The 24519-nt window shown below is 46.4% G+C and carries 18 protein-coding genes; 10 read left to right on the forward strand and 8 right to left on the reverse strand.

Annotation, left to right across the window (positions count from 1 at the left end):
* Positions 1–229 precede the first annotated feature (229 nt).
* Both F0364_RS07330 and F0364_RS07335 read left to right on the forward strand, forming a co-directional pair.
* The gene (locus tag F0364_RS07330) at positions 230–1579 is read left to right on the forward strand and encodes a BamA/TamA family outer membrane protein (RefSeq protein WP_153797120.1); all 1350 of its coding nucleotides are present in this window, start codon (positions 230–232) and stop codon (positions 1577–1579) included.
* A 397-nt stretch (positions 1580–1976) separates the two neighbouring features.
* Complete coding sequence (locus F0364_RS07335; protein ID WP_153797121.1) at positions 1977–2891, forward strand: transglutaminase domain-containing protein; 915 nt, start codon at positions 1977–1979, stop codon at positions 2889–2891.
* A gap of 176 nt (positions 2892–3067) precedes the next feature.
* On the opposite strand, the gene F0364_RS07340 is transcribed toward F0364_RS07335, so the two are convergent.
* Positions 3068–4252, reverse strand: a complete 1185-nt coding sequence (locus tag F0364_RS07340) for a hypothetical protein (RefSeq protein ID WP_153797122.1) — start codon at positions 4250–4252, stop codon at positions 3068–3070.
* A gap of 253 nt (positions 4253–4505) precedes the next feature.
* Between F0364_RS07340 and F0364_RS07345 the strand changes: the two genes are divergently transcribed.
* From F0364_RS07345 to F0364_RS07360, 4 genes are all read left to right on the forward strand, one after another.
* Positions 4506–5270 (forward strand): ThuA domain-containing protein, encoded by a 765-nt coding sequence (locus F0364_RS07345; RefSeq protein WP_153797123.1) that lies wholly within the window; start codon positions 4506–4508, stop codon positions 5268–5270.
* A 203-nt stretch (positions 5271–5473) separates the two neighbouring features.
* Positions 5474–7309, forward strand: coding sequence for a glycoside hydrolase family 9 protein (locus tag F0364_RS07350; RefSeq protein ID WP_153797124.1), 1836 nt, complete (start codon positions 5474–5476; stop codon positions 7307–7309).
* A 467-nt stretch (positions 7310–7776) separates the two neighbouring features.
* Positions 7777–8385, forward strand: a complete 609-nt coding sequence (locus F0364_RS07355) for a MiaE family protein (protein WP_153797125.1) — start codon at positions 7777–7779, stop codon at positions 8383–8385.
* A 439-nt stretch (positions 8386–8824) separates the two neighbouring features.
* Positions 8825–9385, forward strand: a complete 561-nt coding sequence (locus tag F0364_RS07360; protein WP_153797126.1) for an RBBP9/YdeN family alpha/beta hydrolase — start codon at positions 8825–8827, stop codon at positions 9383–9385.
* Between the two features lie 12 nt (positions 9386–9397).
* On the opposite strand, the gene F0364_RS07365 is transcribed toward F0364_RS07360, so the two are convergent.
* From F0364_RS07365 to fbp, 4 genes are all read right to left on the reverse strand, one after another.
* The gene (locus F0364_RS07365) at positions 9398–10015 is read right to left on the reverse strand and encodes a hypothetical protein (protein WP_153797127.1); all 618 of its coding nucleotides are present in this window, start codon (positions 10013–10015) and stop codon (positions 9398–9400) included.
* An 81-nt stretch (positions 10016–10096) separates the two neighbouring features.
* Positions 10097–11098, reverse strand: coding sequence for a GSCFA domain-containing protein (locus F0364_RS07370; RefSeq protein WP_153797128.1), 1002 nt, complete (start codon positions 11096–11098; stop codon positions 10097–10099).
* Positions 11099–11118: 20 nt separating this feature from the next.
* A complete protein-coding gene (locus F0364_RS07375; RefSeq protein ID WP_153797129.1) occupies positions 11119–11991 on the reverse strand; it encodes a hydroxymethylglutaryl-CoA lyase in 873 nt (290 codons plus the stop codon).
* 542 nt (positions 11992–12533) lie between these two features.
* Positions 12534–13538, reverse strand: coding sequence for a class 1 fructose-bisphosphatase (gene fbp, locus F0364_RS07380; RefSeq protein WP_153797130.1), 1005 nt, complete (start codon positions 13536–13538; stop codon positions 12534–12536).
* A gap of 136 nt (positions 13539–13674) precedes the next feature.
* Here fbp and F0364_RS07385 point away from each other — a divergent pair, with 136 nt between their 5' ends.
* On the forward strand, positions 13675–14949 hold the full coding sequence (locus tag F0364_RS07385) for an aspartate kinase (protein WP_153797131.1): 1275 nt from the start codon (positions 13675–13677) through the stop codon (positions 14947–14949).
* A gap of 165 nt (positions 14950–15114) precedes the next feature.
* Here F0364_RS07385 and F0364_RS07390 read toward each other — a convergent pair whose 3' ends face one another.
* Positions 15115–15678, reverse strand: a complete 564-nt coding sequence (locus F0364_RS07390; protein ID WP_153797132.1) for a CAP domain-containing protein — start codon at positions 15676–15678, stop codon at positions 15115–15117.
* Between the two features lie 294 nt (positions 15679–15972).
* On the opposite strand from F0364_RS07390, the gene F0364_RS07395 reads away from it, so the two are divergent.
* From F0364_RS07395 to F0364_RS07405, 3 genes are all read left to right on the forward strand, one after another.
* Entirely contained in the window at positions 15973–16845 is an 873-nt protein-coding gene (locus tag F0364_RS07395) for a transglutaminase family protein (RefSeq protein ID WP_153797133.1), read from the forward strand.
* Between the two features lie 109 nt (positions 16846–16954).
* The gene (locus F0364_RS07400) at positions 16955–17515 is read left to right on the forward strand and encodes a Dps family protein (protein ID WP_235921027.1); all 561 of its coding nucleotides are present in this window, start codon (positions 16955–16957) and stop codon (positions 17513–17515) included.
* Positions 17516–17694: 179 nt separating this feature from the next.
* Positions 17695–18351: an HD domain-containing protein gene (locus tag F0364_RS07405; RefSeq protein WP_153797134.1), complete on the forward strand. Its 657-nt coding sequence runs from the start codon at positions 17695–17697 to the stop codon at positions 18349–18351.
* 5 nt (positions 18352–18356) lie between these two features.
* On the opposite strand, the gene F0364_RS07410 is transcribed toward F0364_RS07405, so the two are convergent.
* Entirely contained in the window at positions 18357–19781 is a 1425-nt protein-coding gene (locus tag F0364_RS07410) for an efflux RND transporter periplasmic adaptor subunit (protein ID WP_235921028.1), read from the reverse strand.
* A gap of 26 nt (positions 19782–19807) precedes the next feature.
* Positions 19808–24166 carry a CusA/CzcA family heavy metal efflux RND transporter gene (locus F0364_RS07415; RefSeq protein WP_153797135.1) on the reverse strand — a complete coding sequence of 1453 codons (4359 nt, stop codon included), beginning with the start codon at positions 24164–24166 and terminating at the stop codon, positions 19808–19810.
* Positions 24167–24519: the final 353 nt, after the last annotated feature.

Consider the following 24519-nt stretch of genomic DNA (forward strand, 5'->3'; position numbering starts at 1 on the left):
CAGCCTTTCGGCATTGTACAAACCAGTTAGCTGAATAATCATAGAGCAGCAGGATGCAGGCTGAATAGGGATATAAACGTACAAGTGAGTGACACAACCGAGGCCCGATAGTAGTACTCCAGCCAAGTTCAAAAAAACACCCTTCCTGCATGCATTTTCTTAACTGGTGCAAAATTTGCATTAAAGCACCCTGCCTAAAACAGTACGTAAAAAGTTGAAACAAAAGCTAATGCTAAAACACCGGGGGGAACAAATTCCCCATTACCATAGTACAACCTGCTTTGCAAAGTTGTTACTTTTTCTGTTTGTAACAGGCGTACAATTACAAGTGTATGGCCAGCAAAAACCTTTGTCTGATACTTTGCGGGCCCTGCAGCAAGATTCTATTGCAGCACAGAAAACGAAAGATAGTTTGCTATATAGTCAATACGATATCGGCGACCTGATTAGCAAAATCATCCACCCCCGCAGAAAACCTGATTCGCTCCGCAAAAAATCGAGCATCACTGCCATGCCTAATATAGCCTCTAACCCAAGCATTGGTTTCCAGGTTGGCATTAAAGCGGTAGCAGGCAGGGTACTTGGCAAAGACCCCAACACCTACATGTCTGTAGCCGCCACTTCCGCGTCGGTTACTACCAAGGGCATCATGTATTTTTATTTTACGCACAATGTATTTACACCGGGCAACAAGTGGAACATTCAGGGCAGCCTTGTAGCGGCCAAAACCGTTACGCCTGATTTTGGTTTGGGCATTGGTAATGAGGTTAGTGGCAGCGAACCCGATAAAATACTGGCCAATGCCGGCCGCAAGGGTTATGTACTGAATGCACAATACTACAGGCTTACAGAAAAAGTGTATAAGCAAATATGGGGCAACTTGTTTGCAGGGGCCGGTGTATCGTTTGATATACGCAGAAAAATTGAAGACAAGCACAACCAGGGAGAGCTTACCCCTAACAACATCTATAGCGACAGGAATGGTTTTTCCCGCGACCACTATGCCTCCAACGGCTTGCTGTTCAGCCTGGAATACACTACCCGCGATAACCAGAATAATGCCTACAAGGGCATCTTTGCCGATATCGGTTTCCGCTTTAACGAAACCTGGCTGGGCAGCACCAAAAGTGCCGTTCAGTTTACCACAGATTTCAGGAAATACTGGAGCCTTTCCGAACATAGCCCTGGCCACGTTATTGCGGTGTGGAACTGGGGCGCTTATCTTATAACTGGTGTGCTGCCTTATCTCGAAATTCCGGGTACGGGTAAAGATATGGGGGGCCGCAGTGGCCGTGGTTATACCATCACCTACTTTAAAGGCAATAAATATAATTATTCCGAGGTTGAATACAGGTTTCCCATAACACGCAACAAGTTTTTAAGCGGCGTTACCTTTTTTAACCTGCAAACAGCCAACGACCTTGCAGGCACCAAATTGTTCCAGGTTTGGCAGCCGGGTGGGGGCGCCGGGCTTCGTATCCTCTTTAATAAAGCCACCCGCACCAATCTTTGCCTTGACTATGCGTGGGGCAAATATGGCTCTAGGGGCCTGTTCTTAAACCTGAACGAAACTTTTTAAGCTGTTATAATTTAGCAATAATTTTTAGTGTAGGGGGTGCCCCCAAGCTATCGCAAGGGGTCGGGCTTTCCGCTACAAGTCCTCGCCACTCGTTCCTCGTGGCTGTGGGCTTTCCGCTTCAATCCCTCACCCGGCGGTGCAATAGCCTGGTTCTTCCACAAGCAGCCTCAGTGTATAATACCAGCCATAAAAGTTCCGTACCGCTTTAAGCTGCATTAAAAAATGCCTCTTCAGGATGCCAACACAACTACGGAATGATTTTCGCTTATGCATTTCCACCATCGTGCATTATCAGCAATTACTAAGGGTTTACAACACCCATATAGCAGTAATTAAAATACAATTAGGGCTGGTGCATTTAACCTTAACAAAACAATCTAAATATTAGTTTTACTGTATGAGTGCGGCTGAAACCGGAAAAAAATACAAGCATACACAGGATCTGCTAACCTATACAGCGGGCCTCTTACTTATTATACCACTTGCACCCTTTATTTGCCGTTTTATTCCGCCGGTAATGCTGGGCGGCATCAATATAGATCTTATCATATCCTTTTTAATCGCCATTGTATTGGTAAGGCTGTTGTTATGGTTAATTAAGCCGCTCGTTCTGCCGGCGGCCATTCTAATAACTTTGGTATTACTGTTTAACCAGCTAAACGGCAGGTATAGTTTCAGCAGCGTTTACCACGATTATAAAACACTGGCTTATATTAACTGGAAAGTGCGGGAAGAAAAGCAAAGCGACCTGCTGAATGTAAGCCCTTACATGTTTGAAAACCCGGCAGGCAAGGTAAGCAGGCTGGTAAAAGCAAAAGTGCAGACTACAGACTCTACTGTACGCAATTTTTCAGTGCAGCATTCGCTGGATTACTTTACCGTTTACGAAGCAAAATACAAAATGTTGCCCCGTTACCTGTCGCTGTTCAGGTACATCAATATGAACTTTAAGTACGTACCCGATACCCGCCGGGATGAATATTACGCCACCCCAAAAGAAACCATACTTAACGGGCTTGGCGGCGATTGTGATGACCACAGCATATTAATGGCAAGCTGCCTGATGAGTATTGGTGCAAGGTGCCGTATGGTAATTGTAGAAGGCCACATGTACCCCGAAATGTTTGTGGGCGATAAAGAAGATTTCGAGATTATGCAGCAGGCAATTATACAGCTATTTGCAGATACACAAATTCACCGCATCTATTATCATGAATACAATGGCGAATTCTGGATAAACCTCGATTACAGCGCCAAACATCCAGGCGGCCCATATCTTAACGACAAGGTAAAGTTGGTGATAGAGCCTTAGTGCATCAATACCCCGATGAATAAGTTAATTGACGTATACAATGCTGCTGAATAGCGAACAAAGCGTACAAGTGTTCGACGCAACGATGCCTCATGCCCGTTCCTCCTGCCGGGCCCATAAATCTTCTTTTTAGCTTACAGCAGGCTGCACGGTTAACCAATTAAAAACAAAACTTATTATTCAGTTGTTAACCCATCCATTTCATCCAGCCGGGCTATTAAACCCCAGCCATAAAAATAATTGGCAAGGCCTATCAGTATCTCGTTTTTACCCTGCTGTAAAGGCAGTTGTAGCGTTGCGTTTTCTATAATGCAGCGACCTCCGTTTTTTTGAGACGGCGTACCAAAATAGTTTTTACCGCTGTATAAAATACTGCCGTTTAAAAATATCCATACCTCATCGCTAAAGCCCAGGCTTAAGGTACGTTGCTGTACTTTGTCTGAGTTAATGGTGGTTTTTAGCCAGGCCAGCCTGCGGCCATCGTCTATCACTGCTCCGTATTTACGGCTAAGGTTTACAATACCGCGGGGTTCGGCCTTTATGGCAGACCATTGTACAGTGCTGTCCGGCAGTTCTGATTGTTGCAATTTGCCGTACATGCTCGGCAACGGCATTACCACATCTTTACCAAAAGAAAAAACTTTGGAGGGGCTTACCTGCCAGTTGCGCAGGTAACGGGTATCGTTACGGGTAATGTTGTATGCAGCCTGCGATGGCAGCCCTTCGGTAACACCTGGCTTTAGTACCAGGTTGGCATAAATAACATTGCCACTTAAGGATATATGGCCGCTCTCTCTCCAACCTTCCAGTTCCGGCACAGCCAGGGCAGGGTTTTTCATATCATTTACATACGCCAGCATTTGTTTGCCGGAAACAACCAGTTTTACGTGGTTCCAACCCTGCTGGTATATGGTGGCGCCAGACTGGTATTCGTCGGATAAATCCCAAATACTCATGCCATCTATAATAGCGGCATATTGTACCGTAGTTCTTATACGCGGGTTAACAGGGCCGAATGACCGGATGTAAAAATTTTCGCCATTCTTTCTGTCGTCAGACATCCTGAAATTAATGCCCGGGAAACCCATGCCCGTTAAAGCCACATCAAATTCAATGGTACCGTTGGCGAAAACCTGGTTCTTTAAAAATACCTGGTAGTAGGCGCCATTTTTACCCTTAATGGCATCCACAGACGCATGTTTGGCAAACTCAACTTTACTGCTGTCATATTCCCAGGCCTGCGCCTGCATGGGTATCTTAACTTCCTGCGCATAGGATGTGATAACCATTAAAAACATGCTGCAGTTAACTACTGCTTTTAACAGGTTGGCAAATGATAAACACGGGGTGATTTTTTTCATGCTGGCGTTAGTTTTTCCGAATCTAAACCGTGGTGGCGGCCAGGTAAATTTTTTTCGACAAAACAAGGGATATGGGTGATGAAATGCAGCTTACATAACTGTTAGTTCATATCTTACCAGCAAGGCCGCTTTTTCTTCCGTTACCCTGTTAACAGGTAAAGCACAATACTTACCGGTGGCCCGGTAAGTTGCCGCAAAAAGCATCTCTATATATCATACATGGTTAACTTGCAGGTTCACTATCAGAAAGTATATGGTCATTAGGATTGTTCTATGTTCGCTTGTTGCATTATGTATTCATTTGTTCTCAAATGCGCAAAAGCCAGCCCGGTTCAGGGTGCTGGCCCTTGCAGAAAATGGCGGTCACCACATAGCCTATAGCCAGGCCGCCAAAGTATGGCTTAACCAACTGGCGGCAGACAGCAGTTTTGCCATAGACTATCTTACCAATACCGATACCATTGATGAACACTTCCTGGCCCAATACCAGCTTTTTTTACAGCTCGATTACCCGCCCTATGGCTGGAAAGAAAAAGCAGCAAAAGCCTTTGAAAAATACATACAGGAAGGCCGTGGCGGCTGGATTGGGTTTCACCATGCCACACTGCTGGGTGAATTTGACGGCTTTCCTATGTGGCAGTGGTTTTACAACTTTATGGGCAGCATACGGTGGAAGGCCTATATTCCGGATTTTGCTTCCGGTGATGTACAGGTGGAAGACCAGCAACACCCCTGCATGAAAGATGTACCGGCATTGTTTACCATAGAAAAAGAAGAATGGTACACTTATAACACAAGCCCCCGGCCCAATATAGAAGTAATTGCCAGTGTAAACGAAGGTTCTTATAAACCAAACTCAGCAACCAAAATGGGCGATCACCCCGTTATATGGACCAATACAGCCATGGCAGCCCGCAACATTTATATTTTCATGGGGCATTCGCCGTTATTGTTCTACAATAAGGCTTATACAACTATTTTTAAAAATGCAGTTTTCTGGGCGGCGCAAAAACAATAACTTCAGCGCCTGGAAATACCTGCTTTTCCAGCTATTACAGCAGCAACCGGCTTATAAAACTGTTGCAGCCACACTCCGGGTATTGGGTTATCTCCTGTTTCAAAATCAAACCAGGCCAAAAGCCTGGGGTTAGGTCATGCGCTTTGCCGTTGTATGCTAAGGCGTATTCAAAGACTTACTGACTACCATTAAAAAAATACGTCATGAAAAAGTACTGCCAGGCGTTGCTTTTGTCCGTTATGTTAAGCCCTTTCCTGGTTACAGCCCAACCGGTTAAAATTGTAACCAATCACGCAGGGTATGAATTTAATATGCCCAAGCAGGCTGTAGTGGTGGCAGATACTCAACTGGACCTGAAAAATTTCCAACTCATCAATACCGTTTCAGACAGTGTGGTTTTTACCGGAAACATTCAATACAGCGGCCCTGTAAACAAATGGAAAAACTGGCTGTTCTGGACACTGGATTTCAGCAGCATGCAAACCAGTGGCAGTTATCGTTTGCAAATTTCCCTTCCGGGCAAAACCATCAGCTCCTACCCTTTTACCATTGGCAAAAATGTATTGGAAGGCGCCACCATATCAGATGTTATTTACTACTTTAAAGGACAGCGCAGTTCGGGTTTGTTAGACCAGGCAGACCGGCATCTTTTACTGGCCGGCAAAACAAAAGACAGCATTGATGCGCATGGCGGCTGGTACGATGCCACGGGGGATTACGGCAAGCACCTCTCCCACCTTAGCTTTTCCAGTTACTTTAACCCCCAGCAGATTTCTTTAACCGTTTGGAGCCTGCTTAAAACTTATGAACGCCTGCAAACAAAGCCAGGTACAGATTACCGCCAATACCTGCGCCGCCTGCTGGATGAAGCCATGTATGGTGCTGATTACCTGGTACGCATGCATGCGCCCAATGGTTCTTTTTACCGCTCGGTCTCAGCCCCGGGGCCGGGTAAAATGGCTAAAGACCGTGTAATACGTGCGGAAGACAAAGGCTACCGCATCAAACAGTCCAAAGACCAGGCGGCTTTCAACAACAGCGCCATAGACAGTAGCTGGCGCAGCTACCAGGTTAGCTACCGCTCCGGCGGCGGGCTTTCCATCGCTGCACTGGCCATCGCTTCCACGTACGATACTTCCGGCGATTTCAGCAATGCTGACTACCTGAAAGCAGCAGAAAATGCATTTGCCTTCCTGGAAAAAAACAATGTGCAAATGACCAACGACGGTAAAGAAAACATACTGGATGACTATTGCGGCCTAAGCGCTGCTACAGAGTTATACAAAGCCACTAAAAACCCTGTGTACCTGCAGGCTGCCAATCAAAAGGCAGAGCATTTAATGAACCGGCTGGTATCCGGCCCTGTGTACAGTAACTATTGGCGGGCCGATGATGCCAAAAGGCCTTTCTTTCACCCTTCTGATGCGGGCCTGCCCGTTATAAGCCTGTTGGAATATTACCCTTTGGCAAAGGTTGAAACGCAACGCCGCTTAAGGGATGTCATCAAAAAATCCATGCGTTTCGAGCTGGCTATTACCCACGAAGTAACCAACCCATTTGGCTACAGCCGCCAGTTTACAGAAGATACGCTTGGCACCAAGCGCAGCACATTCTTTTTCCCCCACGGCAGTGAAGCATCCCCCTGGTGGCAGGGCGAAAACGCCAGGCTGGGCTCTATGGCCACTGCAGCCCGTATGGCAGCCACATTTTTCAGGGACGATGAAAAACCGCTGCACGACAGCCTGCAAACATTTGCCCTTAACCAGCTAAACTGGATTCTCGGCCTTAACCCTTACGATGCATGTATGTTGCAGGGCACAGGCCACAATAACCCCGCCTATGGCTTCTTCGGCACGTTTGAATACACCAATGCGCCTGGCGGCATCGTTAACGGTATTACCTCCGGGCTGGAAAACGAAGATGATATAGATTTTAACCTGTCTTATGCCAGCACCGGCAAAGACTACGACTGGCGCTGGGCCGAGCAGTGGCTGCCCCATGCCGCCTGGTACCTGCTGGCCGTGGCCGTAAGGGAATAAATAATGTACAGCAGTATCTTTTTTATTCGCTGCTACACATTCATTATTTGGTTACCAGCGACATATTTTCATAGCATCGCCTGTTGCGTCGCAATCCGTTCATCGTTCAGTTCATTGGGCGGCTTTTAAGACCCGGGTAAGTTGGTGCGTGGAGACACGCACCAAGGGATAGTAATTTGGAACAAGGGACAAGGAATGCTGAATGAAGAATCAAAAAGCACCCACTCACGATTCACCATTCACCATTCACGAAATGAATATCGAACAAGGAATTTTGAAGGGCGAAGCATAATGCCCCCACTCACTACTCACTACTCACCATTCACGATTCACCATTCACCATTCACGAAATGAATATCGAACAAGGAACAAGGAATTTTGAAGGGCGAAGCATAATGCCCCCACTCACTACTCACCACTCACCATTCACCACTCGCCATTCACTACTTTTGCGCAAAAAATAGTTCATGGAGTTATCGCAGGATACAAAAAATATTTTGGGGCTGCAGTTGCCAACAGACCCCCGCTGGGTAAACCTGGCCGGCATAAGCCTGGAGGAAATACTAACAGACCATGCTTACTGCGAACAAAAGGCCGCCACCAGTTGTATATCGCTCATCCAAAAAAATCCTGATAAAGAGATGTTGGTAACGGAGCTTGCGCCGGTGGTTACAGAAGAGTGGGGACATTTTCGGCTGGTATTGCAGGAACTTAAAAAAAGAGGCCTGCAACTGGGCAAACAGCGCAAAGATGAATATGTAAACAAGCTGCTGGATTTTCAACGCAAAGGCGGCAATTATGAAGACCGCTTTCTTGACCAGTTGCTTACCATGGCGCTGATTGAAGCCCGCAGTTGCGAACGTTTTAAAAGGCTTAGCGAGGGGCTCAACGACGATTACATGCGCAACTTTTACCGTCGTTTTATGGAAAGCGAAGCTGGCCATTACACACTCTTTATAGAGCTTGCGGAAACATACATTGACAAAGAAAAAGTACGTAGCCGCTGGAAAGAATGGTTAACTTATGAAGCAGGCATTATGCAAAACCTGGAAATCAGGGGCGACCGTATTCATTAGTTTACTCCTATAATTATTGCGAAGCACAGGGTTAAGTAATACAAGCGCATTAGGCAGCCTGTGTTCCAGCGGAACACCTAGTGGGTAAAAAAATGTTAAGGGCGTGCCTGCGTTCCCGAGGAACGCTTTGTGTTTGCATCCGCGAAGATGAGCACAAAATGTTCCTCCGGAACATATTAAAGCCCAGATGGCTGATCTACCCACAAAATGTCCCTCCGGGACGTAGTCCACAGAGAGCAAAATCCTGTAATACCCGAAGGGTTAAATGTGAATAGTCCCGGATGAAATCCGGGGGTTGGAATTTGACAAGAACACCAACCCCAGAGGGGTTGAATAATGTGATTGCACATTTTTAAGCTGTTTACAATACAAGAAGCCCTTGCTCATATAAAACCGAATTGTAGAAAACATTATTTTACAGCAACCAATATAAAGAGCAATGAGTGGCACTAACACAACCATCCTGGTTATACCGGGCCTGGGAGATTCAGGAGAAAATCACTGGCAAACGCTGTGGCTGAAAGAAATAAGCAACACAGTAAAAGTGAGCCAGGATAATTGGGATGAACCCAGCCTTAACCACTGGATAACAAGGCTGAATGAAACGATAGATGAGTTGGATGATAAAATTGTCCTGGTGGCCCACAGCCTTGCTGTTTCGTTAGTAGCGCACTGGGCGGAAAGATTTAAAAACCCTAATGTTGTTGGAGCCTTGCTGGTAGCGCCTGCGGATGTAGATTCTCCGGAGCACACACCAGGGGTTGTAAGAAGCTTTGCGCCAATGCCTTTATTAAAATTCCCTTTTCCAACAATTGTAGTAGCCAGTGATAATGACAGTTTTGTTAGCGTGGAACGGGCAAAATTCTTTGCCGGCAACTGGGGCAGTAGTTTTGTGAACATCGGCGCAAAAGGACATATTAATTCAGACTCTAATTTGGGTAACTGGCAGGAAGGGCAGCAGTACTTAGCAAAGCTGCTCCAGGCAATTCGCCATCCATAAACGTCAAGGTTGTTACAGGTCCCGCTCCCATTTTCTGTTTACTGAGCCTTCAGTCAACACAACAGCCCAGCCATTGTTTGCGGCTTTATTAAAGAGCCGTTTACGCAATTTGCGGGGATAAATAATTTTCTGGTAAGTCTTTATGCGGTTATAACGTTTCATAATACCAAGCCGGGCAAGTATATCGTAAGTTGCTGCGCCACAACGCATGCCAACAAGCGCATAATCATAAGGGGTCTCTTTCGTATAGGCAACCAGAAGGCTGTCAAAGGTTTTCTTTTGCTGCGTTGTAACAGGTATGTACACAACAGCTTTCTTAACACTGTCACCATTACCGCCCAGTATGCTGTAAAAATCCCGTTGGCTGTGCAGCGCATACATGCTGTGCCTGTTATGTTTATGCTCAAACCAGTGAAATTTGCCGAAAGGTAAAAAGCTGAGTATTTTACCACTGTCGCCCTCTATGCCCACATGCCCGCCAAGCATGCCCCCAAACCATTTTTCTTCAGATTCTTTAAACGCTTTCCGGGGCTTTGAACCGTACAGGAAATGAACTTTAAGGAAAGCTGTATCCTGGCAAAAAGAAGAGTGAAATAAACAACAAAACAGCAGCAGGCAGGTTACACGCATGTCAAATTATTTTCAGCAGAACCTAATATTAAGCAAACTAAAGTAAGCTGGAAAACAGCCCGTACAAATATTACCAGCATATTAACCTTTGGCGAAATAAGCCAGCTCATCAGTAAAATCAAGGTAGGGGTATTGGGTTGCCAGGAGCATGGTTTTTTCCAGTTGGGATTGCAGGAACTGCTTGTGTTGCACAGAGGCCGGGTTAAAAGGTTTGTGGTTTTTTGCAATTACCAGCTTACGAATATCGGCGGAAAGCCGGGCTGTATCCTGGTGCATGCAGCTTTCAGTAAATTTTTCCAGCACAAACTGGGTGGCGGCATAGTTGGGGTGGGCCATATCAATATCATAAAAGCGGTAATCCCGCAGCACATCAATTACCAGCTCGTACGCCGGAAAATAGTACAGCCTGCTGAATTTATTTACTAAGTGGTGAACGGCTTCTATTAACCTTGCCTTACTGCGGTTGTTCTCCTGTACGCCATCACGGATATGCCGCACCGGGCTAATGGTGAACATAATCTTAAGCGAAGGATTGAAATGAAATAGCCGGTGAATAGTACTGTCAAATGCAGTAACTATTTCCTCAATAGTAGAAAGGTGCTTGTTAAAAGTTTGTGCAGGGGCCTTATGGCAGTTAACCACGTTATAGCCATTGCCCTGTGTGGCAAGCGGCGTGCCGTCAACCAATTTATATACAAAAGAAGACCCAAGCGTAATAATCAGCCAATCAGCTTTCTTCAAAAATGCATTGGCAGCCTCCTGCGACTGGTTAATTTGCCGCAGAGCGGCTTCTTTGGTAACGGCGGAAAACCTGCTGTGGTGTTGCCAGCTATGCCAGGCTTCGTTCAGGTAAAACAAATCAGCTTCTGTGTACCGCTTTTGCTCTATGTACGAAACAAGACTGTTGCAAACACCCAGTGGCTCAAACAATATACCGTTGGGGTTTTGCAATACATGAAATTTAACTTCCTGCAGGTAATTGCCGATATGCTCCGTAAAACAGGAGCCTGTCAGCATAATATTATCCTTATACGTTACGGGTATGTCCAACGGTTTTATCTGTATCGGCACCTGGAATTGCATAATATCTCTTACATTTTCTGTTACACAAAAATTTCACCCGCCAGCGCAAGTGACTGCTGCAAAGCCTGGCTATTAATACTGCCCGCCATACCCCGTTGCGTAAAGTAATCCAGCATCCATTCCGTGTTCATGTTGCCTACCAGTTCGTCCTGGGCCATGGGGCAGCCGCCTATACCTTTTAAAGCGCCATCGAAACGCCGGCAGCCGGCGTTAACGGCTGCCTGCAGCTTCTGCCGCCAGTTGGCAGGTGTTGAATGCAGGTGCACACCAAAAACGGTACCGGGATATTGAGGCATGAGCGTTCGTAAACCACTCTCAATTTGCACGGGTGTGGCCACGCCAACCGTATCTGCCAGTGAGATAATACTGATATCGCGTTTTACCATTTCACCTGCCCAATGCAGTAATACCTCCGCACTGTACGCATCCCCATAAGGGTTGCCAAAACCCATGCTTAAATAAAGCACCAGTTTTTTATTATGCTGCATGCACAGTTCCTGTATCTCATCAACCCTTACAACACTTTCTTCTATTGTACTGTTGGCATTGCGCATTTGAAAAGTGGGCGATATGGAAAACGGGAAACCCAGGTACGCAATTTCATCGTACGCCACGGCATCCTGTGCACCGCGTACATTGGCCACAATGGCCAGCAGTTTTGAAACAGTTCCAGAGAGGTTTAACCCCTTCAGCACTTCTTTTGTATCAGCCATTTGCGGTATGGCTTTAGGCGATACAAAGCTGCCGAAATCAATGGTATCAAAGCCCACCTGTAGCAGGGTATTGAGATACTTAATTTTCTCCTGCGTGGGTATTAAATGCGGCCATCCCTGCATGGCATCGCGGGGACATTCTACCAGTTGCAACGCGGTATGATTGCTTTCTTCGTTCATCCCCGCAAACATACGGAACGAAACCGGATGGTGGTTAGTGGTGAGTGGTGAGTGGTGAGTAGTGAGTGGGAGGCATCAGGTTCGTGAATGGTCAATGGTGAATGGTGAATCGTGAATGGGGGGCTTTCATTCTTCATTCAGCATTCCTTGTTCGATATTCATTTCGTGAGTGAACGTGAGTTAATCGTGAACCGCAAGTTGGCTTTTCTTCTTCATTCAAAATTCCTTGTTCCTTGTTCGATATTCTTACCGTGAGTGGTGAATCGTGAGTGCGGACTTTTTCCTTCCTCATTCAAAATTCCTTGTTCCTTGCTCAATATTTCTACCCCTTGGTGCGTGTCTCCACGCACCAACATACCCGGGTCTGAAAAGATGCCATGAAAAACCAACCGATGAACGGATTGCGACGCAACGATGACGCCACAAGGATATGTCGCCGGTAACCAAATCGTGAATGGCGAATGGTCAATTGTGAATGGTGAATGAAAAATTCATACATTCTGCACTGCACATCTGCATTACTGCAACATGCCTGCTCACACTTACAAAAAGCTTTCCGCCTCCTTCACCATATCTGCGCTGCCGATAAATAGCGGCGATCGTTGATGCAGCTCTGTTGGCTGTATATTGAGTATGCGGTTTTTACCATCCGTGGCACGGCCGCCGGCCACCTCCATGATAAACGAAAATGGATTGCATTCATACATCAGCCGCAACTTGCCCTCGGGCTTGGCAACAGTAGCCGGGTACATAAAAATACCCCCTTTAATAAGGTTGCGGTGCATGTCGCTTACCATGCTGCCCACATAACGCTCTGTATAGGGGCCACCGGTGCTTTTGTCTTTTTGCTGGCAGGCAGTAACATAGTCCCGGACGCCCTGGCTGTACTGGAAAAAATTGCCGTGGTTTAGTGAGTATATCTTGCCGTTGCGGGGGCATTTGATATCGGGGTGGCTTAAGCAGTATTCGCCGATGGCGGTATCCAACGTAAAGCCGTTTACGCCGCGGCGTGTGGCATACACCAGCATGGTGGAAGAGCCATAAATAACATACCCGGCGGCAACCAGCCTTACGCCAGGCTGTAAAAAATCTTCTTTGGTACAGGGCGTACCGGGTTTTGACAGGCGGCGGTACACGCCAAAAATGGTACCTATGGATACGTTAATATCAAAATTACCGCTGCCATCCAGCGGATCGAACATTACCACGTATTTGCTGTTGTTGCTTACCTCGTCATCAAACACTACAATATCATCCATCTCTTCGCTGGCCACACCGGCGCAGCTAATGCCATGCCGCAGCACGCCCATCATCTGGTTATTGGAATATAGATCCAGCTTAAGCACATCTTCGCCCTGCACATTGGTAGTACCGGCTTCTCCCAAAATATCCAGCAGGCCGGCTTTGCTTACTTCCACATTAATACGTTTAGATGCCAGCCCTATATCCCTCAGCAAGGCGCTAAGTTCACCCGTAGCGTTGGGAAACATGCGCAACTGCTGAATAGTGAATTCGTCCAGTGTTAATACATTGCGATTAATGCTCATTAGCGGTTAGTTTGGTTGTTACAAAAATAACGGTTCAATCTAATGCGCCATGCTGCACTGGTATTATGTAATTGTTCAGAAACCTATCTTTGTTCAACATCCACCTGTATCTATTAACAGATTTCAAAAAAGCAAGATGAAAGTTTTCAAATTTGGCGGGGCAAGTGTTAACAGCATAGAAAGAATACAAAATTTGCCCAACATACTTTCGGCATACAATGGGGAGAAGCTGGTGATTATTATTTCGGCCATGGGCAAAACCACCAATGCTTTAGAAAAGGTGACTGAAAGTTTTTTCGCAGGTAATAAAGACGAAGCGCTTGCCTTGTTTGAAGTCATCAAGCAACAGCATATTACCACCGCCAAATACCTGCTGGTAACACACTTTAATGACTGCCTTGCAAAACTGAGCGATTTTTTTACTGAAGTGGAATGGCTGCTGCACGACAAACCCGTACGTGAATACGATTATTATTACGACCAGGTGGTATGTATTGGCGAACTGCTGAGCACTGTTATCGTTAGCCATTACCTTAATGAAGCCGGCGTTGCCAATACCTGGCTGGACGTGCGGGATATTATAAGGACCGACGACAACTTTAGGGATGCGGGTATTGACTGGGCTTATACCGAAGGCCGGGCAAAAGCGGTATTCGGCAACTGGCTGTACGGCAATGCGGATGGCGGGACCAACATTTACATAACACAAGGCTTTATTGGCAGCACCGACGAAAATGAAAGCACCACACTTGGCCGCGAAGGCAGCGATTATACCGCCGCCATTTTTGCCAACCTGCTTAATGCGGAAAGCCAGACCATTTGGAAAGACGTAGAAGGCGTAATGAGTGCCGACCCCAAGCAGTTTCCCGATGCCACCTTTATTGACGAGTTAAGCTTTGATGAAGTAATTGAAATGGCTTATTATGGTGCACAGGTAATACACCCTAAAACAATTAAACCACTCCAGAACAAGGGCATACCATTGCATGTAAAATGCTTCCTGGACAGCAGCCTGCCGGGCACCGTTATCAGCAGCAAAAGGGTAAAGAACCTGCCACCTATAGTTATCATTAAACAAAACCAGGCGCTGATGCACCTGCACAGCCAGGACTTTTCTTTTGTGGGCGAACAACCCATGAGTGACTTATACGAGCTGTTTGGTAAAATAAAACTGAAGCCTAACCTTATACAAACCGGCGCCATCAGCATACAATTGTGCCTTGACGACAGGGAAGAAAAGCTTAACCAGCTTGCCGCTGCCGCCAGCAACGAGTTTGATGTGCAGGTGGAAAAAGGCTTGTCATTGTTGACTATCCGCCATTTTACCAATGAACTGCTGCATAAAATGACCGAAGGCAAAACCATTGTGCTGTTGCAGCAAACCAGGGAAACAGTGCAGGTTTTGTACTAAGCCTGGTAAGAAAGTCCGCGGAATTTTTATGGGCCCGGCGGGAGGAACTACTATTGGGCTTTACTTGCGTCGCACGCTTCTGCGGTTGGATTCGCTACGCAGCTTTTTCCACCGGGTAGTTTGCCGGTCAAGTTTAATTACGTCTTTGTTTTATCCGCAACCTTACTATTTCTTTAAAAATATCTGTGTAAAAAATATTACGCCTTTATCATTTTTAGCCAGGCCTATACCGCTAAGCGTATAAACGCCTTCAATGTTTTTTTTGTGGCCGGGGCTTTTAATCCAGCCATCCACTACTTCTCTGGCGGTAAGCTTGCCATAAGCTACGTTTTCAGCCGCGGCGGATACCGGCCCTATCTGCCTGGTTATATTGGTAATGCGTATTTTAAACCCGGCATGGCCAAAGCCGCTTGATTTGCTGGCCATACTTGCACTGTGCTTGGCTGCCTCCGCAGAAGCGGCAGGCGCATTCTTCATGGCAGGCTTGCCAATGGAAGCACGGTATTGGTTAATATTATCCAGTATCTCCGCCTCCATACCGCTCATGCTGATGTCTCCTTTAGATGGTTCAGACGGCACATTATCAGCGCTGGATGGCGGCGTTGAAGAAGAAGATGAAGTATTTGGTGAAGAAGTTGTTGAGGAAGGCCCTTTCTGGATATTGCGGTTACAGGAAGCAGCCGCAACTATAGCAATGACAAGGGTTAGCTTACTGAGTTTTGAAAACATATTTTTTATTTGAGTATCTGTGTTCAACCATGTCAACTTTTATACCAAATGCAAAACAGGGATAACGGTATTACCAGATAACGCTCTTTGCCTCTGTTATAGTATGCTACCCTTACCTTCTTGACTTTATGTCTTTCTTGACTTCTTGACTTAATGTCTTTCTTGACTTTATGTCTCCCTGACTTTTATTGACTTTCTTTCCCCACCGGTTAATCCACACTACTGGATAACTCATCCGTTGTTTTTCCGGAAAAAATAGTTTAGTTTGTATTACGTAATACCATCCCCCATAAGATGCAGGAAAACAGAGAAATATCGGCCTTATTCACCCTCATTGACGACCCGGACGAAGAAGTTTTTTCCACCGTGTCAAGCAGGATTGTTGACTATGGCAAAGGCATTATACCCAACCTGGAAAGCCTTTGGGAGAACACCTTTAACGAAGAAATACAGGAGCGGATTGAACTGCTGATCCACCGCCTGCATTTTGACGACCTGCTGAGGGATATGAAGGAATGGCGGGACAGCGCTTACCACGACCTTTTATTCGGCGCCCTGCTGGTTGCCAAATTTCAATATCCCGACCTGCAGACAACCCCTGTAATACAGGAGCTTGAAAAAATACGCCGCAATGTATGGCTGGAACTAAACAGCTTTCTCACACCGCTGGAACATGCGAACGTAATATCCAGCATTGTTTATAACTACTATAACCTTAAAGGTGTAGAAATAGCCTATACCAATCCTGACGATTATTTTCTACATAAAGTTATACAGGGCAAAAAGGGCAATGCCATCTCCAACGGTATCCTGTACCTGGTACTAGCAGAACTGCTGGATATATCCGTACGGGCTATTAACATCCCCAAACAGTTTGTTCTGGCTTTTTTTAACAGCGAATACGACCCCGCTACTTACCAGGGCAACCCTCAGAACAAAATACAGTTTTATGTAGACGCAACCAGCGGCCAGGCCTTTAGCCACAAAGACGTGGAGAATTATTTTAAACGTATCTCGGTGCCACCTACAGCTTCTTACTTTAAACCCATCAGCAATAAACGTGTCATTCAGTTACTTATAGAAGAACTGGCCAAGTGTTTTGATACCACCCGCCTCGTGTATAAGAAAAAAGAACTGCTGCTACTTGCTGACCTGCTTGATAAATAACCTCCTCATCCCGGCAACATTCCCGTTACTTTGGCATTAATTCTTGCTTTGGTCTGTTGTTTGTTCATTATCTTGTACAGGAATTTATTTCACATAAAATCTTCATGATATGAAAGCGCAAACCGCTGAAAAAAGCACCCCAAAAGTTAACCTCAAATCATCCGCCGCAGTAAACGGCAATGGCAAACTTCACCAGGACATTAAAACCGACATAGGTATTACCGACAAAAACAGGCAGGAAGTGGCCATGAGGCTTACCGTACTACTGGCAGATGAACATGTATTGTACGCCAAAATACGCAACTACCACTGGAATGTGGAAGGCGACAACTTTATGGAAATGCATAAGTTTTATGAAGGCCTCTACAACGATCTTGCTGAACAAATTGATGAAATTGCCGAACGCATACGCCAGCTTGGCCACTACGCCCAGGGGCGCCTGAAAGACTTTTTAAAACTCACCAACCTGGAAGAACAGGAATACACCAACGACCAGCGCACCCAGTTGCAAAACCTGCTGGATGACAACGAAACCATCGTTAAATACCTGCGCAAAGACATTGACGATTTTGATGAAAAATACAAAGACGCCGGTAACACCGACTTTATAACCGGCATTATGAAAAACCATGAAAAGTGGAGCTGGTTTATCAGGAGCTATTTAAGATAAAAAGCCAATGTCAGTAACTTAAGGTTATCAGCCTGACCTGTCGAAAGCGGATTCGTTAAAAGTAACATGCATAACCCGGTTTCGACAAGCTCAACCTGACAGTGATTGCTTAATTTAATTGCATAGGATAAAAGGCTTTAAGATTTTAGCTGCGAACTGCAAAAAGGGATGGCATCTTTATGAGAAGCCATCCCTTTTTATTGTATAACTTTCAGGTGTATATGCTTAAGGATAGTTTTACAGATATCATTTCGCAGTATGCAGGTGCAGATACCGCCGGAAAATTCTGGCGTGAAATAGAATCGCATTACAACAACAAAAAACGGCGCTACCATAACATTAACCACCTGCAACACATGCTGCAGCAATTGACGCTGGTAAAGCACCTGGTTACAGACTGGAACAGTATTGTAAGCGCTACCTGTTACCATGATATTGTTTACAAAGTTACCCGCCGCAACAACGAAGAAAAAAGCACCGCAATAGCAACCGAAAGGCTTGCTTCCATCCATTACCCGGCAACAGGCTTACAGCTTTGCACAGCAGCCATACTGGCCACCAAACTTCATGAACCCACCACAGTACAAGACATTAATTTGTTCACCGATGCAGACCTTTCCATCCTGGGCGCACCGCCTGACGTTTATAAGCAATACGCAACCGGCATAAGAAAGGAATATGCACTTTACCCTGACTTTTTGTACAAACCCGGCCGTAAGAAAGTACTGCAACGCTTTCTTGACATGCCCTTCATTTTTAAGACCAAAGAGTTTCAGTCATTATACGAAACGCAGGCCCGGCAAAATATACAGCAGGAGTTGGATAAGCTGCAATAAAAGCGCTACTCCTCCTCTGCTTTGTTCTTCATACTGCCCAGCAAACTATAAGCGCCCTTAACAGCAATGCTTGTATTCAGCCAGTCGTGCCGGTTGTCTGCCAGCAATTCAACAAAGCCGTTCTCACGGCCACCGGTTTGTACGGGCATCATGGTAAACTGTTTTCCATCCTGCGATGTAAATACATATTCCCTGCCTTCGTAGCGTACAACAGCTTCTTCTGGTACAGCAGTAACGGGTTTATTATCCAGTTCAAACACACCCGTTAAAAACATCCCTGGCAACAATTCATGTTTTGGGTTTTCAAAGTGGCAGTGTACCAGTCCGCTGCGGCTGTCATCCACGTTACGGGTAACCAGTATCACTTCCACATCATATTGCTCGTTAGGGGTATCAGTTAAAAAAACCTTTCCCTGCATATCTTTCTTAAACAGGTTAATATCTTTTTCAAACACAGTTATCGCGGCATGAATGTCATCCGGGTTTACCAGTTCAAACAGTACATCAGCGGGGTTTACATACTTGCCGATATTTACATTAACCTTGGTAACATAACCATTAATGGGCGAGTGTACCGCTACATCCCTGGATATGCTGTTTACGCTAAGCTTGCCGGGGTTAATGCCGATAATCAGCAGTTTTTCTTCCAGCGATTTCATTAACACCTGCTGTGTTTTGTATTCACTCAGCACCAGTTGGTAACTTTTTCGGCTGGTAGCTTCTGCTTCGCTCAGTTCCTTTTGCCGCTCCATATCAGCCAGCAAATATTCCATCCTGGCTTTCGCGGTAAGGTAGTCCTGCTGCAACTGCACATAAGACTGGTCTTCCATAATACCAATCACTTCTCCCCTCTTTACACTGGCGCCCGGTAGTAACGAGGTTGATTTAAGGTAACCACCCAACGGAAAGCTAATGCTTATCATGCTTTGCGGAGGTACGTCAACACTGCCATTGGCCCTAATGGTAGCCTTTATGTTTTGTATGGCAGGCTTGCCCAGTTGCACGCCGGCATTTTTTAACTGCACATCTGTTAACCTGACAACTGTGTCTGGTAAAGCGTTGGCGCTTGTTGTTTCTTCCTGCTTTGCCGTATTGCTGTTGCATGCCGCAAGCAGCAACAGCAGAACATACCATCCATTTTTTATAGGCCCACCCCAATCTCTTAAAGCAAAGTTATTATGAGCCCGGCTGCAGGAACTACTATGAGGCTTTTCTTGCGTCGCACTCTTGTGCGCCTTGTTCTCTATGCGGCATTGTGCAGCAACACTTTCACCTGCTGCACGCTGTATGCTAAAAGCCGGCCGGCCCATTGCACAGTAGCGGACAAACCGTACAAGTGAGTGACACAAGTAAAGCCCAATAGTAGTAATGCTGCTAAGTACATAAGCTTTATTTTTCAGAGAAAAATAAAGCTGGATTTTACCGGGCATAGTGTATGTATTTTGTGTTAACATGTTTAATTGTCGTTTGGTTCAAGTAAATATTCCAGTTCTGCCTTGCGCATGTTAAGCTCTTTCAAAGCGTCCAGGTATTGCGCCTGTAAACCAATGGCGCTGCCTGTTAGCGTGCCCCATTCTATGTAGTTTATCTCGCCGTTTTTGTATTGCAGGTTAGCAGTTCTTATAATGATGGCTGCCTGCTTTAGCGTATGGCTGTTAAAATATTCAACAGCGGTTTTGTATTTATTGTATTCATTCAGTTGCTCCTGCAACTGCAGCCTTAGCTGTTGTTCCGCAATACCCGTTTGAGACTTTACCACCAGTTCATGTTGTTGCGCAGCCTTTACTTTAGCCTTCTGCATTTTGTTAAACAGCGGTACAGCAATGCCGGCCTGCACAGTGGAAAAACGCCTGCCGCCATTGTAATAAGTTTCATTGCCCTGTTTGTTTTGCTGCCAGCCAATAAAACTCTGGTTGGTATAACCAATCATCAGCTCCGGCGAAAGCCTGGCTTTCTCCGCTACTGACTGGTGCTGCGCCAACTGCTCCTGCTGCCGGTAATATTGCAGCAACGGGTGCTTTTGCAAAAGCGTGGTATCAAACAACATGATGTCTGCATCCAGTGTGTCTGTTATGTCCGGCATGCTGTTGCTGTTAAGCAAAGCAGCCAGTTGCGCCTGCGCCGATTGCTTATCCTGCAACAGCAAATTCATTTGCAACGTCACTTGTGATGCCTGGTTTTCCAGCATCGTTTTTTCCAGCAGGCTGGTTTCACCTTTTTCATAACGCAGGCCGGCAATACGCACATAGTTCTTTAGTACAGAGTCTGTACGTTGCAAAAGCCGTTGCCGGGCTTCAATATGGGCCAGTTGTACATAAGCCAGCTTAACATACCTAACAATATCCGCCTGTTGCACGGTGGTTTGCAGTTTAGCCGCCTGCCATTCATCCTCCAGCACCAGCTTTTGCTTTTTGTACACAGAAGGCAGGGCAAAAGACTGTGATACGCCGAAGCGGTTGTCAATAAAAGCGCTGTTAACGTTGCCCAGTTCCGCATTTATCTGTGTTTTGGGCACATCAGCGGCGCTGGCTTTCAGCAGTTCAAAATAGCGCTCCTGCAAACGGCTGCCCGTTACCCGCAGGTTTTGCTGTTTGGCCATATCAACAGCTTCCTTCATGGTCAGCTTTTGCTGGGCATTCACCAGAGAGGGTGCCAGGCAGAGCAGTAATACAATAACCGCCGCCGGTTGCAGCTTTTTAAAATGTTTCTTTTCAAACAGCAGGTACAGGCAGGGCAGTACAAACAATGTAAGCAATGTAGCTGTTACCAACCCGCCAATAACCACTGTGGCCAGCGGCCTTTGTACTTCTGCACCGGCACCGTTGCTTAATGCCATTGGCAAAAAGCCCAGCGAGGCTACGGAAGCCGTCATCAATACAGGCCTTAACCTGGTTTGCGCGGCCTGCATAATGATATTTTTCAACCCGGTCATACCTTCTTTTTTAAGTTTGTTCATTTCGCTTATCATAACAATACCATTCAATACTGCCACCCCAAACAAGGCAATAAAGCCAACACCGGCGGAGATACTGAACGGCATACCCCTTGCGGACAATGCTATTACGCCACCTATGGCGGAAAGCGGTATAGCAGAAAAAATGAGCAACCCATATTTAACCTGGTGAAAAGCCAGGTACAGCAGCAACAGTATAAGCAGCAAGGCTACCGGTACGGCAAGGCTTAAACGCTGGGTAGCATGCTGCAGGTTTTCGTACTGGCCGCCATAAGTGATGGTATAAGCCGGTGGCAACTTTACCTGTGCTGCAACTTTTTGCTGCAGCTCCGTAACTATGCTTTGCACATCCCGCCCACGAATATTAAAACCCACCGTTATCCTTCTTGCAGCATTTTCTCTTTGCACCTGGTACGGCCCCTCTTTCATTTCAACCTTAGCGAGGGAGTTTAGGGGCACCTGCCGGCCGTTGCTCAACGGTATCAACAGGTTTTCCAATTCGCCGGCCGCTTTCTTTTCCTCCGCATCCATGCGCACCACCAGGTCAAACTTTTTATCAGCTTCATATACAACGCCTGCCACAGCGCCGGCATAGGCGCTTTGTACAGTCGTATTAATATTGCTAATATCCGCACCATAAGCAGCCATGGCATCCCGGTTATAGGTAATTACCATCTGGGATATACCGGTAACCGTTTCCACGTAAACATCCCTGGTGCCCTTTATACCCTGCACCACGCGGCCAAGCCTGCCTGCATAAAGCGCTAACGTATCAAGATTTTCTCCAAAAATCTTGCACACCACATCCTGGCGGGCGCCCGTCATCAGCTCGTTAAAACGCATCTGCACCGGAAACTGGAAGCCGGTTGTTACACCCGGCACTTCCTGTAAAGCTGTACTCATTTTTTCCGCCAGTTCGGGAAAGGTTTCGGCTGTGGTCCACTCGCTTTTGGGTTTTAGTATTACCATCATGTCTGCAGCTTCCAGTGGCATGGGGTCGGTAGGCACTTCGCCGTTGCCGATTTTGGTTACCACTTTCTGAACTTCGGGAAAACGTTGTTTTAGTATGCCGGCGGTTTTCCGGGTATTTTCTATCATGGTAGTTAACGACGAGCCGGTAAGCATCCTGGTCTCTACGGCAAAATCGCCCTCCTCCAGTTGCGGGATGAACTCACCCCCCAGGCGTGACAAAACCAGCACCGCCACCGCAAACAGCAACAACGCCGCACCTATAATTGCTATGGGCAACTTTAACGCGGCCTTCAGCAAACGGCCATACAGGTTTTGCAGTTTGTGCATCATGCGCTCAGACCAGTTTTGCCGGTGGCTGATGTTGCGGCTTAAGCACAGGGCACTCATCATAGGCACATAGGTAAAGGACAACAGGAAGGAGCCCAGTATGGCAAAAGATACCGTTTGCGCCATGGGTTTAAACATTTTCCCTTCAATTCCCTGCAGGCTAAGGATGGGCAGGTAAACAATCAAAATAATCATCTGGCCAAACACAGCGCTGTTCATCATTTTACCGGATGACTCTTTTACTTCTCCATCCATCTGCACCTGGCTAAGCCGGTTTACCCGGGCAAAAGCAGGGCTGTCTTTCAGCTTGTGCATAACGGCTTCTACAATAATTACGGCGCCATCTACCAGCAGGCCAAAATCAAGGGCTCCCAGGCTCATCAGGTTGCCGCTTACACCAAAGGCATTCATCATTATTACCGCGAATAGCATGCTTAGCGGAATAACGGAAGCCACAATAAAACCGGCACGCAGGTTACCCAAAAAAATCACCAGCACAAATACTACAATCAGCGCCCCTTCGGCAAGGTTACGCTCTACGGTTCCTATGGCGTTGTTTACCATTTTGGTACGGTCTAAAAAAGCCTCAATCATTACACCTTCGGGCAGGCTTTTCTCTATTTCCTTTATTTTGGCTTTGATGTTCTTAATTACCTTATTACTGTTTTCTCCTTTCAGCATCATTACAACGGCGCCGCAAACCTCTCCTTCGTTATTGTACACCATCGCGCCGTATCGTATAGCGCTGCCCGTATGCACATCTGCAATATCCTGTACCAGCACCGGAATACCATCGTTTGTACGTTTTACTGCAATGCGCCTTATATCGTTAAAATCCTGCACCAAACCTTCCGTACGTATAAACAATACCGATGGCCCTTTTTCAATGTAGGCCCCCCCGGTGTTCTGGTTGTTGTTTTGCAAAGCGTTAAAAACATCCGTTATGGTAAGGCCAAAACTTTTTAGTTTCTCTGGCTTCACCGCTACTTCATATTGCTTTAGAAGACCTCCAAAGCTGCTTACTTCCGCAACACCTTCCGTACCTAATAACTGGCGGCGGATGACCCAGTCCTGTATGGTGCGCAAATCAACCAGGCTGTACCTGCCCTCGTAACCTGGCCGGGCCTTTACCACGTATTGGAATATCTCGCCCAGGCCGGTTGTAACAGGCCCAAGTTCCGGTTCGCCCATGCCGGGTGGTATTTGCTGTTTTGCCTGTACCAGGCGCTCTGTTACCTGCTGCCTTGCCCAGTACACATCTGTGCTTTCATCAAACACAATCGTTACAATGCTAAGGCCAAAGCGGGAAAAACTCCGCTGCTCCACAATGCCTGGCACATTGCGGGTGGATTGCTCTACCGGCACAGTAATAAACCGCTCCACATCGGGGGCGCCGAGGTTGGGCGAAACCGTAATTACCTGCACCTGGTTATTGGTAATATCCGGCACGGCATCTATAGGCAGGCGGGTAATTTCATAGCTGCCCCAACTCACCAGGCCAATGATGAATAAGCCAATAACCAGTTTATGATTGATGGAAAAATGTATAATCTTATTAAGCATGATCCTTTTTTAAAAGAAGATATTTTGGTACCCGGCAGCAGTACAGGAATTAAGCCCGGTTGCGTCGCACTCTTGTACTGCGGCAGTTCTATTCACCAACTGCCGCAGTAGCCTGCCCTGAGCCAACGAAGGGTTCTCTACATTACGCGGTTTTTCCCGCAGGAAGGATTTCCCCCTCGCCGCCTTCAGCGGCAGGAACATTACCGGCAACCTCTATTCAAAATGCCTGGTGAACATACCGCACTTATGAGGTTTTAACAATAACTGCAACTTTCATCCATCAACAGACTGGCAACCGGTCAATGTCATTAAGTTAAGCTGTCAGCCTGAGCCTGTCGAAGGCGGATTGATGA

This window comes from Foetidibacter luteolus (assembly GCF_009650435.1).
In the GTDB taxonomy this organism is placed as follows: Bacteria; Bacteroidota; Bacteroidia; order Chitinophagales; family Chitinophagaceae; genus Foetidibacter; species Foetidibacter luteolus.